Origin of the sequence: Brasilonema bromeliae SPC951 (assembly GCF_012912135.1) — a bacterium.
Lineage (GTDB): Bacteria > Cyanobacteriota > Cyanobacteriia > Cyanobacteriales > Nostocaceae > Brasilonema > Brasilonema bromeliae.
The window spans coordinates 1-14,689 of sequence record NZ_QMEB01000043.1 but is presented as its reverse complement, the minus strand read 5'-3'; the positions used below and the strand labels follow the sequence as shown (position 1 = coordinate 14,689).

Sequence of the window (14,689 nt, the reverse complement as noted above, 5' to 3'; positions counted from 1 at the left end):
TTTATTTTATCTAAAAGTTAGTCAATCAAAAACTTAGAGAAACGTATAGTTTGTTTGCTAAAGACTTGTCTTGTCGCTCTTGGTGTGTCATACTACTGAATTAATATCCGATAGTCCGGTAGACAAGCCGTAAAAAAATGCTTTGTGCAATACTTGCACAGAGGAATCACTCAGACACTTTGAGCAATCTTGCAATGCCCGTTTTTTTCGGGTATCGCTGGCACAAAAACAGTATTGAATTTTCCTCCAGAAAATCCTGTGAGTATATACAGGCATGGTAAAAAGTTATCCCATGCCAGACTTTCAATTTTTGCTCGATCATGAAGCTCGATTTTCGTCAGGGTTTACGACTTGTGAAAGTCAACGAGTGACATAACTGTGGAGAAATTATCATGACAATTGCGCTTGAACGTCCCACAAAGAAGTCTCGATCAGCACAGATTCGGGAGCAACTAGGTTATCCCATCATTGATACTGATGTCCATACCCAGGAATTTGAGCCAGCCTTTCTCGATTATTTAGCTCAAGTGGGTGGTTCTCAGATTGCTGATAGCTTCCGATCGCATCTACCTGGTGCTGGACGTTATCGTTGGTTCCAGCAAACTTGGGAAGAACGCCGTACTTATCGTACAGCTCGTCCTCCCTTCTGGGGTCGTCCCACCAAGGACACCTTAAATTTAGCTACCGTGAGTTTGCCAAAGCTGCTGCATGAACGCTTACAAGAAGCGGGGACAGACTTTGCTGTGCTGTATCCGAATTTGGCAACGCTAGCACCGCAAATCAAGAACGAAGAAATGCGGCGGGCTGTTTGCCGTGCGGCGAACCTTTATCATGCAGATATATTCCGTGATTATAGCGTTCGCGAAGCGCGCCCTGTTGCCCAACCAAGCTCCGCTTGGTTGCCCCAAAGCTCCGCTTTGGGGGAGCCTGTTCTTCCAGAACAGGCTCGGCAACATACGGGCGTTCGCGTCACTCCCATTGCGACAATTCCTCTAAATACACCCCAAGAAGGAATCGAGGAATTAGAATATGCAGTCAAAGAACTGGGACTCAAAGCAATTCAAATTCCTGCTTATGTCACTCGCGTCATTCCTGGCTTTGAGAAATATCCTGAAGAAGTGCAACGGGAAGCAACCTGGATTGATACCTTCGCCTTGGATAGCGCCTATGATTACGATCCCTTCTGGGCAAAGTGCGTGGAATTGAAAGTTGTCCCGACCACCCATGCTTCTGGTATGGGTTGGACTGCTCGCCGCTCAATTTCTAATTACCAATACAATCATATTGGACACTTTGCCTCAGCGGGTGAAGCCTTCTGCAAAGCACTGTTTTTTGGTGGTGTTACCCGCCGTTTCCCCACCTTGAAGTTTGCTTTCCTAGAAGGTGGTTCTGTTTGGGGTGCTAGCCTTTATACTGATATCATCTGGCACTGGGAAACTCGCAATCCGGAAATTTTACAGAACAATCATCCGGGCAACGTAAATAAGGAAGAATTGCGCGAACTGTTCGCTCGTTATGGTGGTCCAGAATTGAGCGTTCGCGGAGCGTCTCGGAACGAGAATCGCTTTGAGGAAATTGGTAGTGGTTTAGGCTTCCACGGTAAATACTTTGCACCAGAAGACCCAGGTGAGTTGAATGAATTTGCTGAGGCTGGAATTACAAAACCGGAAGATGTGCGTGATCGCTTCTTAAATCACTTCTACTTTGGCACAGAATCAGACGACACCCGCGTTGCCTATGCCTTCCATCAAAAAGCGAATCCATTTGGTGACAGAGTAAAAGCCTTCTTGGGTTCTGATTCCGGTCACTGGGATGTGCCAGATATCACAGCTGTCACCTCCAACGCTTATAGCTTTGTTGAACGCGGCATTCTCAGCGAAGAAGACTTGCGTTACTTTCTATCTATCCATCCTTTGGAATTGTACACCAGTCTCAATCGTGACTTCTTCAAGGGTACGGCAATTGAGAAAGAAGCTGAAGAATATCTGGTGAGTGTTGGTCGCTAAGGAAGGAATTTGTTTGCTTCCTAAACCTCTCAATATTCAGGAAGCCATGCTGACACCTGAACAATACGCAGTAATTAATCCTCCATCAATCAGTCAAAAATAACGTTAAAAAACTTGGAGACACAAAAACATGAGTTCTCAATACTTTGACATCCAACCAGTTGCAGGACGTATCGGTGCAGAGATTGTAGGTGTTGACTTGAGTGCTAACCTCAGCGATGATGTTATCAGTGAAATCCGCAAGCGTCTAGTTCAATACAAAGTAATTTTCTTCCGTAACCAGCAACTCGATGCCAACGGTCAAGTCGCCTTTGCTCGCCGATTTGGTGAAGTTACCACAGCTCACCCCACAGTACCATCGTTCCCAGGACACCCAGAAGTCCTTGACCTGAATTACGGTCGAACCGCCACTCGTGCGAATAACTGGCATACTGATGTCACATTTGTAGACCGCCCACCACTCGGCTCTATTTTACGGACGCTTGTTATTCCGCCATCAGGAGGCGATACTATCTGGGCAAACACGGTCGCTGCATACCAAGATTTACCAACACATCTGCGTAATCTCGCTGACGAACTTTGGGCTGTACATAGTAATGCCTATGACTATGCAGAAGCCGCAGTAGACCTTTCTGAAGAGACTAAGGCTTACCGGAAAGTCTTCACATCGACTGTATACGAAACTCTACATCCAGTAGTGCGCGTCCATCCGGAATCTGGAGAACGCATACTATTCATTGGTGGTTTTGTTCGCCAGATCAAGGGACTATCAACGACTGAATCGGACGACATTCTCCGACTGTTGCAGTCATATGTGACACGTCCGGAAAATACAGTTCGTTGGCGTTGGCAAGTTGGTGACGTGGCATTCTGGGATAACCGCGCTACTCAACATTATGCGATTTCCGATTACGGCGACCAACCCCGCCACGTTCAGCGAGTAACCATCGTCGGCGACCTCCCAGTTGGCATTGACGGTAAACATAGTGAGGCAATCAAGGGGGACTCTTCTACATACATTCCAAGTTTGGTCACTGCTTGAGTATCAGGGGTTAGGTTGGTCAGATCCCCGACAACTTTTGCGAAGTCGGGGATCTTGCAGCCCTTTAGTGTATGCAGTTGAAGATGGAAAAGGAAGATGAGTACAAAAAAAAGACAACTGAGACTGGGTGCATTCTTGATGAGTTCTGGTCATCACGTAGCGGCGTGGCGACACCCGGATGCACGAGCAGATGGCGGTTTGAACTTCCAGCATTTTAAGCAAATCGCGCAGACGGCAGAACGAGGAAAATTTGACATGATCTTCTTCGCTGATGGTGTGGCTGTGCGCGATCGCGGTAGAGGAACTGAGGCTTTGAGCCGCACCTCGGTTGTACACTTTGAACCCCTCACCTTATTATCAGCTTTGTCTGTAGTAACCGAGCGCATTGGGTTGACGGCGACGGTATCAACTACATACAACGAACCTTTTCACCTCGCCCGCAAGTTTGCTTCATTAGATTATCTTAGTGGTGGTCGTGCTGGTTGGAATCTCGTCACCTCCGCAACTGTTGCGGAAGCGAACAACTTCAACCGTGAAAAGCACATGGAGCATACACTGCGCTATGAGCGTGCCAAAGAGTTTGTGGATGTCGTAACAGCGCTTTGGGATAGTTGGGAAGACGATGCCTTTTTACGCGATAAGGAGTCAGGGATTTACTTCGATGCTGACAAGTTGCACATTCCCAACCACAAGGGCGAGCATTTTTCGGTGCGCGGTCCGTTGAATGTAGCACGTCCAATCCAAGGGTATCCGGTGATCATTCAAGCTGGGTCTTCCGATGACGGGCAAGAACTTGCAGCACAGACAGCGGAGGTGATTTTTACCGCCCAGCAAACGCTTGCGGAAGCTCAAGCTTTCTATGCGGGTGTGAAGAAAAAACTGGCTAAATACGGACGTTCTCCCGACCATCTCAAGATTATGCCGGGTGTGTTCCCAGTAATTGGCAGAACTTCCCAGGAAGCAAAGGACAAATATGAGCAGCTTCAGGAGTTGATCCATCCGCAGGTTGGATTGGGTTTACTCTCAGGGTTGGTAGGTGGAGTCGATTTATCCGGCTACCCTCTGGATGGTCCGCTACCGGAACTACCAGAGACCGAACTTGCAAAAAGCCGCTTGAAGCTGGTGACCGACCTCGCCCAAAGAGAGAATTTAACTATTCGGGAGTTGTATTTGGCGATCGCTGGTGCGCGGGGACATCGAACAATATTAGGAACACCCCAACAGATTGCCGATCAGCTTGAAGATTGGTTTGTCAACGGCGGGGCAGATGGGTTTAATATTATGCCGCCCTATTTACCAGGTGGTTTGGATGAGTTTGTAGAACTGGTGATTCCTGAACTGCAACGCCGGGAACTGTTCCGGACTGAGTATGAAGGTCGAACCCTGCGCGAGAATCTCGGATTGCCCCGTCCGACAAACAAGTTCAGCACAGTTGCAGCTTCTCGTGAGCAGGTGGCAGTCTAGTTCTGGTATCTTGTAGTTGGCGACTGGAAGTCGCGGCTATACATACAAAACCCGCAAGACAAGGGTTTTAAATCTTTAATTTTCCGTTTGTCTGTTCCGTAATGAGTAGTAGGTTGGGTTTAGTTCCTCAAACCCAACCTAACCTTCTAGACAGAGAAGATAGGATTGGTAAATTACTGTAATTATGGTATAAAAATAAGAGTACACTCAGGGCTACCACTGTATGTTGGAAACTGCATTAGCTACCGAAACAGTCAAGATAGTGCTTAATGTATTGGATAAAGTGACAGGAGGCGCTCTGGAAGAAGTAGGTGTGCAAATACTTCAGTATTTAAAAGCAAAATTTCACGGGACATTGAAGTTAGATCAAGTCCAAAAAGATCCAGACTTGCTGAAAACCGCAATTTTAGAGAAAGCGATAGAGGATCAGAACTTTAAGAGTGATTTAGAGCAACTTATAGTGAAGTTCCAAAAATTGGAAAGTAATAGTGCTAAAGTTATTCAAAATACCCAATCTGGAGTTAACATCAACGCTGACAAGAGCACAGTTGTAGGTCAGCAATTCTTTCGTCAACAATAATTACTTTAGTCTTTTAGATACAGACTTAGAGCCTTTGAGTTTATTAGGAAAACTTTTAAGCTATTTTAAGGTTATACTTTTTCTTGTGTCGGCACTTGTCTTCTGGATTCTTTTCGGTTGGTTTGCTGACTATTCATTTCCTTATGGTCAAGTTATTGAACTGATTATATGCTGCTTTAGGGGTACGATTGCAGCTAAGGTTAATAACTTACAAAAGCAGTTACAAAAGACTGATTTTGTCTCTCAACTAGATAATCAGCAACAAATACAAAGATTAAATAAACTTGATTCCCAAGCATGGTTATGTATGGGACTTTTAGAGCGTTTAGGAGCCAATACCGCTGAAAGCAATGAGCGCATTGCAAAGACCATAGAAGCTTTAAAGTCGAAAAAGATTGAAATTTTAGATGAACTAAATCCTCGTAGACCAGAAAAATATCGTAAACTAGCTAAAATTCAGAAATTTTTTGAATATATTACTTTAAGCAAGGCACAAAAAGACTTTATACAAATTGAAAAAATAATAGATGAAGTTGTTTTGGCTGTCAAAAATAGTCAACCATCGGAAACAATAATTCAAGAGTCACTGAATAAATTATCTAGAGAAACAGCTAGAAATGCAGAAAAAATTAGTCCTTATAGATTGAGGATTATGTATAAAATTGGAGGTCTGCTTAATGATATATCGCTCAAAGGATTATTTAATCTTGGAGATTCTGAATTAGCTAATCTCAATGAGAGTATCATCAATGAGCTAAAAGAGCAGAGAAAGATTCTCTCTAAACAATTTAATAAATTAATCCAAGAAAAATATGTAATGCAACAAGAGTTGGAAAGCTATTCGGAAACTTTAAATAATGTTAATGGAGCGATATACGAACGTGAAACAGAACTTTTAAGACTTCGGGAAGAACTTGAAAGTTATATTGCTGCAAATAGAAATAGACAAAATCAAATTAGCAGTCTGAATACAGAATTAAATAAACTTAATCAAAAACTATTGGAATCTCAAAGCCAAAAAGATTCTTTAGATAAACGTGTAAACCAACTAATTCAAGATGTTCGTCGAAAAGAACTTGAAATAGAAAAGTTGACTAATCAGCTAGCTAAATACTCTCAGGTCAGAATTTTAGAAGGTGATTACATTGGTAATTTAAGCAATAAAAGTAGTAAATACCATTTTAACCTAAAATGTAATCATTGGAAGATGCTTGTAGGAGAATATGTGTTAAATCTAGATGGTTCACGAGAAATAATTAGCAGTAATAGTCCTACAGTCTTTATTAAACAAGGACTTGAAGAGTGTGATAAGTGTGTAGAAAGAAAGAACATAGATTTGTAGGTTGGTTTGAACAATAGTGAAACCAAAAAAGAATAGAATCTTTGATTTTACTTCTCAACCCAAGTCATTTTTTACTCATACTCCTGCAACGCCCCCAACTTCCGAATCCCTGGCCAAATCGCAGCCACCGCCATCACCACGACTATCGTCCCAATTCCACCGCCAACCACAGACATGACTGGACCAAACAAAGCAGCAGTCAAACCTGATTCAAATCCTCCCAACTCATTCGAGGCGCTGATAAACACATTATTGATGGCAGCCACTCGACCGCGTAAATAGTCAGGAGTCCGAATCTGAACTAAGGTATGGCGAATGACAACGCTAATACTGTCTAGTGCGCCACTCAATGCCAACATCAGCAGTGACAGCCAAAACAAACGAGACAACCCAAAAATAATCGTGACCACACCAAAACCTACCACAGACCACAGTAAAGCTGGTCCTGCTTTGCGTAAAGGTGGCAGATGCGCTAGAAGTACCGCCATAATCAGTGCGCCAATCGAGTGTGCTGCCTGTAGATACCCCAACTCCACTGGACCGACATGCAAGATATCCTTGGCAAAGATGGGTAGTAGTGCAACTGCACCTCCCAACAAGACGGCAAACATATCTAGAGTAATTGCCGCTAAAATTACTTGATTCTGCCAGACAAACTCAGCACCAGCAGCTAGTGCTTTTAACGATATTGGTTCCTTGGAGAGGGCTGTCTTTTTTTCTCTAATTAGCACTGTTAAAGCAAAACACAAAAGTGATGCGATCGCTGCTAACACATATACCCCTGTCGCACTTCCCAAAGCTGCAATCCCAAATCCTCCCAAACTTGGTCCAATGACTGTTGCTAACTGAAAACTAGTACTATTCCAAGTGGCAGCATTAGTAAAAGCAGTCGTAGGTATTAAATGCCACATTAGCGCATCGCTGGCAGGCTTCAAGAACGCCCTAGCTACACCTGTAAAGAACAAGCAAGTATAAACTAAAACTATTGCGCCCTTAGTATAGGAAACAACTGCCAAAGCTAGCGAGCAAAGGACTAGCAGCATGATTGAGAGTAGGGTAGTGTGTTTGCGATCGCGCCGATCTGCTACGTGTCCAGCAATCAAAGTTAAGGCAATCATCGGCAGGACTTGCGCCAGCCCCACCCCACCTAACGCCAGCGCTGAACCAGTACGCTCGTAGAGTTCCCAGCCAATTGCCACAGTCTGCATTTGTGAACCCGTGAACAAAAGTACGCGCCCAATCGTGAATAATCGATAATCTCGAAACCTCAAAGCTGCAAAGGGATCGTGTTTTACAGCCTCAGCCTTAAGGAGCTTTTTTAACTTCTGATCGCTCGAAGACATGTTTAAGTAGAGTCAACCCTTCTTCAATGTGTACAATTTCCTCTGCTGTCAGACCTTCTAACAAGTCTGCAATATGAGCGCGAGTTTGGGCGAGGGTTTGCTCAAGATGGTGTTTGCCCTCATCTGTGAGATTGAGAACCACCCGCCGTCGCTCTTGGGGATGGTCGGTACGTTCGATAAAATTACGTTGTACTAAGCGTTCTGTTGTTGTGGATGCAGTAGCACAAGTGACACCTAAATGTTCCGCAACTTCCGAAAGAGAGGTTCCAGGATTGCGTTTGATAAATAGCATTGCCCGTAACTGCGGTATAGATAGAGATGCGACACTGTTCTCACGCATATCCGCTCGGATAAACCGCATCACCAATGGAATCGTATCCATTACCTTAACGGCACATTCTTCAGAGGGTTTACCGAGCTTCATGGGACTGTTTTTCTCCTGATTACATCGCTACCCGTGGATAAAGTCGTCCACAGATAATTGTTAAGCTTATTAATGTTAGCAAGAGAATTGTACAATCCAGACCAAATCCATAGAGACTGGAGCCATTTACTAGCATTGTACCCCGTAAAGCATCAACTTGATAAGTCAAGGGATTGATGTGGGAAATTATCTGCAACCATTTTGGCATCAGGGAGATGGGATAGATGGCATTACTGGCAAAAAACAAAGGCATTGTTAACAATTGCCCTATCCCCGTAAATCGTTCTCGGTTTTTTACCAAACAGCCAATGATGAGTGAAAAAACACAAAAACAACCTGCCCCTAAAAGTACAATTACCACTACTTGCAGTAATGCTAACGGATGGAGATTCAGGTTAACACCTAATAGTAGCGCTAATCCATAAATAATCACTATCTGTGATAAACTTCGGATTCCACAAGCTAGGGCTTTTCCTAATACCATCGCCGCACGGGGTATAGGACTAGCAAGCAATTTATGCACAATTCCTAAATCTCGCTCCCAAATCAGCGTCATGCCACCAGTCAAAATTGCTACAAATAACACGCTCTGAGCTAAAATACCGGGAGTCATAAAGTCTAAATAGGATAAGTTCCCTGTAGGGATAGCGCGAGTGCGGGTAAAAACTTGCCCGAAGATTAACAGCCACAACGCAGGCTGTACCCCGCGTATCAGTAAATCATAGGGATCGTGGCGGAGTTTACGCACTTCTAGTTCAGCTATGACTAGAGATTTGCTGGCTAATTCTGCGATAGCATAAATAAAACTTTCTCGCCGATTAAGTCGTGGTTCAACCCAACCGTTGAGCATTACGTCTGGTTTTTGCTGTGTCACGATAACTAACTCCTGATGCTAATTCGTCCCCTGTATAGTGAATAAAGACATCATCCAAGGTGGCGTTTGGTTTTCCTAAAGCAGCTTTTAAATCGCTGGGTGTGCCAGTCGCAATCACTTTACCCCGATTCATAATTGCTACCCGGTTACACAAACTATCAGCTTCTTCTAAAAAATGGGTAGTTAAAAATATGGTTGTGCCGTAATCTGCACGAAGTTCTTGCATGAGATTCCATACCTGACTGCGAGCAACCGGATCGAGTCCGACTGTTGGCTCATCGAGAAACATAATTTGCGGTCGATGCAGGATGGATTGAGCAATTTCTAGCTTGCGAATCATGCCACCAGAGTAATTTCTCACTAGGCGATCGCCTGCTTGTTCCAAACCCATAAACGCCAGCACATCACGAATGCGCTCTCTGCGTTGTTTAGAGGGAATGTCGTACAGTTTGGCAAAGATTAAAAGATTTTCATAGCCTGTAAGACTCCCATCAGCAGAAAGAGCTTGGGGTACATAGCCAATGACTCTTCTAACAGCACCTTGCTGATGAGTAACATCATAGCCAGCTATAGTTGCCCGTCCAGCGCTTGGCGGTAGCAGCGTTGTCAACATCTTAATGACTGTACTTTTACCTGCCCCATTTGGACCTAGCAAGCCAAATACTTCTCCAGATATGACAGAGATATTCAGGGTATTAACAGCGGTGAACTTGTTAAAGCAGCGCGTGAGTTCCTGAGTTTCTAATATGACCTCAGGGTTTGGAAAGTTAACAGGTATGGACAAGCGATCGGTTTTTCCCGTCAGTTTTGTCACGAGTAGGATGCACTTCCTTAGTGGTATATTTAGATTGCCTAATTATTAGTTTCTCATGTATTGTGTGGAAGTCAAGAGTTAGTTTTTTTTACAATCAGACAATTGCTGTGGAATGAGATAACTTTAAAGATGTATATACGGAGATATTACCTGTAACAAATACTTAGATTTCAAATTTTCACAGCCCCGACTTATTATAAAAGTCGGGGCTGTGACTATCAATACTTACAGTAATTTTCAATGAAAGTAGTTTCTCACCAATAGAAATCTGACTTTTCACGTCATGTGGAAAAACGGAGTGACCTAACCGGTCTAACCTCCTTTCCTCGTAGGAAAGGGGGAGAAAATTCCATTCCTCTCTCCTCGTAGGAGAGAGAAATGGAAGCGAGGTTTTCCAGATACCGTGAAAAGTCAGATAGAGATAGGCGATCGCTAAAGTATAAGCAATTTTGTCAAACTCTCCTGCTATTAATTTTTCAGTTAATCTACGGTAGCTGCTGTTTTATTTTTAACTTGTTGTTTTGGGAATTCTCGATTGGCAATTATCTCACCAAACGGACTCATCAGCTGTGGTTCTACAACAGGTATATTTTCTAAAGGCAGACGAGGAAAGAGTAATTCGGCGACGCGATACGCTTCCTCTAAATGAGGATAACCAGAAAAAATGAAAGTCTCAATCCCCAAATCTGCATACTCCGATATTCTCTGGGCAACCGTATCAGGATCGCCTACCAAAGCAGTCCCAGCACCACCGCGCACTAAACCAATTCCTGCCCACAAATTTGGGCTAATTTCCAAAGCTTCGCGACTACCTTGATGCAATTGTTGCATCCGGCGTTGCCCTTCCGAATCCATGCGGGCGTAAGCTTTTTGAGTTTTGGCGATCGCCTCTTCATCTACATACCGAATTAAATCATTTGCCGCATCCCAAGCTTGAGTTTCGGTTTCCCGCACAATGACGTGTAGGCGAATGCCAAAGCGAAGTGTTCTGCCTTGCGCTTCTGCTAGCTGACGAACTGCGGCAATTTTTTCGGCAACCTGTGCTGGTGGTTCACCCCAAGTCAAGTACACATCTACGTGCTTGGCGGCAATATTTTGAGCAATGGGTGAAGAACCGCCAAACCACAAAGGAGGATAAGGTTTCTGTACAGATGGAAAAAGTAACTTGCCATCTTGGATATTGAGATAGTCACCTTGGAAATTTGCAACTTCACTTGCAGCTATCTGCCGCCACACCGTTAAAAATTCGTCTGTTAGTTTGTAGCGATCATCATGGGAAAGGTGCAAACCATCTCCCGCCAACTCTGTAGGATCGCCCCCTGTAACCACGTTAATCAACAAGCGCCCACCAGAAACGCGATCAAACGTCGCAGCCATCCGCGCTGCTACTCCTGGTGACATCAACCCCGGACGAATTGCCACCAAAAACCGCATTTTTTTAGTATGCGTTACCAGCGCTGATGCCAAAACCCAAGCATCTTCACAAGAACGCCCTGTAGGTAATAAAGCACCTGTAAAGCCCAAGTGATCCACTGCTTGAGCAATTTGCCGCCAATACTCAAAATTTACTGCCCGCCCGCCTATAGCAGTGCCGAGATAGCGCCCTTCTCCGTGTGTGGGAATAAACCAAAGTAGTTGCATAATCCCTATTCAATCTGGCTGCAAAATTGGATTTTATTATATTTAACGGTAACTTTGTTACATTGCCGTATTTTTACCATCTTAAAATTATTGCACAGCTAAACGAGTAAAGCAACATTTTTCACTCAAATCTTACACTTGATTCTGCCTATCGCATTTATTCCGTTTATGCAATATTCTTAAGTGTGATTTAGACAAAGTTTTACGGATATATATTAGCAACCAAAAACCAAAAACCAAAAGACTCTTATAAGTTATCTATATCAATCCTAAATAATAAGAGGGTGAAACTCTGTGTTTCCTCCTCCTCTGGGTTTTGGAGCGCCTCTGTGATAGCCTGCGGCGAGCCATTTCGTGTCTACGTTTCTCAATTATTTTTATTTTTACATATAAAATTGCTGGCTAGATGTCAGAAATTTTTGACAATTAAATAGGTAATTTTTCTATTCTAGAGGAGTGGATCAAGGATTATTTTCAAACCACGATATTTACATCGGATTTGTCGAAATTAAACTATGTAAAAGCCCAAAAGGCTTATCTAGTCTCAGTTATTTTTTGTCTCATCTTGTCTCAAGTTGCGAAATAAAAAACTCAAATTTAATTCCCTGTTTTTCACGTGTAGAAGTGGAGTTTAAAATAATTTCAGATGTGTTGTGCCAAACAAATACACAAAAGTATTTATCTGTTATAAATTTGTAGATATACAGCAAACAGCATAGTTCATAGATTTGACTAGCTTGTTTGATGTTTATATTCCCAAACTGTAGAAGTTAATTTGACTTCAACTTATTAAAGAAAAATTAAGCATACGTATCTAAGCTTTACTGAGTTTCGATAAATCACGAATGCTTGAACTCACCAACAGAAGTTCTGTCAATAAGTAAGTCTTACATCCTATGAATAACTGTATGATGAACCGAACTATTTCTCCTTCTACGATCGCTATCATTGGTGGCGGCTTAAGTGGTTCTCTGGTGGCAGCAAATATCATGCGAAAAGCAACCATGCCACTGTTCATTAAGTTAATTGAACGCAATCAAGAAGTGGGTAGAGGAGTTGCTTACGGTACGCCATTTGAATGTCATTTGCTTAACGTTCCGGCAGGTAAGATGAGTGCGTTTCCTGATGAACCAAATCACTTTTTGAACTGGTTGCATAGAAACGGACATGAAGAGGTAAAGGCATCCACCTTCGTTCCACGTAAAGTTTATGGGGATTATGTCCAGGCGACTTTGAGCGAAGCAGAGGCAAACGCCCCAGCTTATGTAATGTTAGAGCGAATTGTTGATGAAGCAATCGCCATTCGTAGCAAAAACCATAACCTCATGGTACACCTGAGTAGCGGTGAGTCTTTGTACGTTCAAAAGGCTGTGCTGGCGTTGGGTAATTTCCCCGCATCTTTACCAAAACCAGTTGCTTGTGTGGAAAACCACAATGACAATATTAGAGATGCTTGGTCGAGTCATGCGATCGCCGATTTAAACCCAGAAGATTCTATTCTGTTGATTGGAAGCGGGCTGACGATGGTAGATGCAGTTGTTGCTTTGCACGCCAAAGGATTTCAAGGAAAAATCCATGCTGTTTCTCGTCATGGATTGAAGCCGTGTAGTCACAAACCAACAATTCCTTATCCCACATTTATTGACTTAGAGACTGCACCAAAAACTGCACGAGAACTCCTGCATTTAGTACGTCAGCAAGTGCGAACAGCGGATGAGCAAGGACAAGACTGGCGGGCAGTCATCGATGCACTTCGTCCGGTTACTCAAGAAATTTGGCAAACACTTCCCTTAAAAGAACAAAAAAGATTTCTACGCCACGTCAAGGCTTATTGGGAAGTTCACCGCCACCAAATTGCCCCAGAAATTGCCGATGTACTGGATGCTGCTGAGGAATCTGGTCAACTAAGCTACTATGCAGGACGGATTCAAACTTGTCAGCAGTTTGATAATAAATTAACTGTGACCATTAGCGAACGAGAAACACAGGCAAAGATTGTTTTACAGGTTAACCGAATTATTAACTGCACAGGCTCAAACTGTAATTATCGCTCTTTACAGCATCCATTACTCGCCAGCCTTCAAGAACAACACCTGATTCGTCCTAATGTTCTATCAATGGGAATTGACACTGCTGTCAACGGTGCGCTGCTGGATGCAGATGGGAATGCTTCTGAACTACTGTATACACTAGGGACACCGCGCAAGGGCAATCTTTGGGAAACAACTGCTGTTGGGGAAATTCGTGTTCAAGCCGCGAATTTGGCACAGGATTTACTGAAATCTCTCAATCCCATACCTTATGCTGTTGTTGAAAATTGGTTTGCTCCGAAACCAGCCATGCTATTTCGTCAACTGTTTGATAAAGAGTCGAGTACCTACACATACTTGATTGCCGATCCACAAACCAAAGAAGCTATTCTCGTAGATCCTGTATCAGAGCAAGTTGAACGTGACATTCAAATATTACGAGAATTGGGGCTAACCCTGCGCTACTGTCTGGAAACTCACATCCATGCTGATCACATCACTGCGACAAGTCAACTTAAGGGTATAACAGGTTGTCTAAGTATCATGCCTGAGAATGCCCAGACGACTTGTGCAGACAGGTATATTGCTGATGGAAAGATATTGCAACTGGGCAATATACAAATTCAGGCGATCGCGACTCCTGGACACACCGACAGTCATATGGCTTACCTGGTTAATAATACTCACTTGTTAACCGGAGATGCGCTATTCATCCGGGGCTGCGGTCGTACCGACTTCCAAAACGGTGATGCTGGATTGTTGTATGACGCTGTTACCCAAAAGCTATTCACCTTACCAGATGATACCTTGGTATATCCCGCTCACGACTACCAGGGACAAACAGTGTCTACGATTGGTGAAGAAAAGCGCTGGAATCCCCGATTTGCTGGACACAGCCGCAGCCAGTTCATGATGTTAATGAATAACTTGAACCTGCCCTATCCTAAAAAAATGTCAGAAGCTGTACCTGCAAATCAACATGGTGGCAAAGTTTTAGTTGCATTGGACTATCAAATTTGAAAAACAAAGTTCCCCGACTTTTCGCTCGAAGTCGCGGAGCTTGTTTCTCACGTTCAAAGTAGCGTGCCCGTAGAGCTTATAATTTAGAACTGCTATAGCAGTCATAAAT

General features: G+C 43.5%; 11 protein-coding genes. 6 read left to right on the top strand and 5 right to left on the bottom strand.

What is annotated here, in order from left to right:
* Nucleotides 1-392 precede the first annotated feature (392 nt).
* The 5 genes from DP116_RS07965 (at nt 393) to DP116_RS07945 (ending at nt 6,434) form a co-directional block, all read left to right on the top strand.
* Complete coding sequence (locus DP116_RS07965; RefSeq protein ID WP_169154677.1) at nt 393-2,006, top strand: amidohydrolase family protein; 1,614 nt, start codon at nt 393-395, stop codon at nt 2,004-2,006.
* A gap of 130 nt (nt 2,007-2,136) precedes the next feature.
* A complete protein-coding gene (locus DP116_RS07960; protein ID WP_169154676.1) occupies nt 2,137-3,048 on the top strand; it encodes a TauD/TfdA dioxygenase family protein in 912 nt (303 codons plus the stop codon).
* A gap of 96 nt (nt 3,049-3,144) precedes the next feature.
* On the top strand, nt 3,145-4,512 hold the full coding sequence (locus tag DP116_RS07955) for an LLM class flavin-dependent oxidoreductase (protein ID WP_169154675.1): 1,368 nt from the start codon (nt 3,145-3,147) through the stop codon (nt 4,510-4,512).
* Nucleotides 4,513-4,735: 223 nt separating this feature from the next.
* Entirely contained in the window at nt 4,736-5,092 is a 357-nt protein-coding gene (locus DP116_RS07950; protein WP_169154674.1) for a hypothetical protein, read from the top strand.
* A 34-nt stretch (nt 5,093-5,126) separates the two neighbouring features.
* Nucleotides 5,127-6,434: a coiled-coil domain-containing protein gene (locus tag DP116_RS07945; protein ID WP_169154673.1), complete on the top strand. Its 1,308-nt coding sequence runs from the start codon at nt 5,127-5,129 to the stop codon at nt 6,432-6,434.
* Nucleotides 6,435-6,505: 71 nt separating this feature from the next.
* Here the strand turns inward: DP116_RS07945 and DP116_RS07940 are convergent, their stop codons facing one another.
* From DP116_RS07940 to ssuD, 5 genes are all read right to left on the bottom strand, one after another.
* Nucleotides 6,506-7,777 (bottom strand): MFS transporter, encoded by a 1,272-nt coding sequence (locus DP116_RS07940; RefSeq protein WP_169154672.1) that lies wholly within the window; start codon nt 7,775-7,777, stop codon nt 6,506-6,508.
* The gene (locus DP116_RS07935; protein ID WP_169154671.1) at nt 7,740-8,201 is read right to left on the bottom strand and encodes a MarR family winged helix-turn-helix transcriptional regulator; all 462 of its coding nucleotides are present in this window, start codon (nt 8,199-8,201) and stop codon (nt 7,740-7,742) included. The genes DP116_RS07940 and DP116_RS07935 overlap by 38 nt, the downstream gene beginning before the upstream one ends.
* A gap of 19 nt (nt 8,202-8,220) precedes the next feature.
* Nucleotides 8,221-9,075 carry an ABC transporter permease gene (locus DP116_RS07930; protein WP_339381651.1) on the bottom strand — a complete coding sequence of 285 codons (855 nt, stop codon included), beginning with the start codon at nt 9,073-9,075 and terminating at the stop codon, nt 8,221-8,223.
* The gene (locus tag DP116_RS07925) at nt 9,032-9,889 is read right to left on the bottom strand and encodes an ATP-binding cassette domain-containing protein (protein WP_169154670.1); all 858 of its coding nucleotides are present in this window, start codon (nt 9,887-9,889) and stop codon (nt 9,032-9,034) included. The genes DP116_RS07930 and DP116_RS07925 overlap by 44 nt, the downstream gene beginning before the upstream one ends.
* A 480-nt stretch (nt 9,890-10,369) precedes the next feature.
* Complete coding sequence (ssuD, locus tag DP116_RS07920; protein ID WP_169154669.1) at nt 10,370-11,530, bottom strand: FMNH2-dependent alkanesulfonate monooxygenase; 1,161 nt, start codon at nt 11,528-11,530, stop codon at nt 10,370-10,372.
* 908 nt (nt 11,531-12,438) lie between these two features.
* Here ssuD and DP116_RS07915 point away from each other — a divergent pair.
* Nucleotides 12,439-14,580 carry an FAD/NAD(P)-binding protein gene (locus tag DP116_RS07915; protein ID WP_246275531.1) on the top strand — a complete coding sequence of 714 codons (2,142 nt, stop codon included), beginning with the start codon at nt 12,439-12,441 and terminating at the stop codon, nt 14,578-14,580.
* Nucleotides 14,581-14,689: the final 109 nt, after the last annotated feature.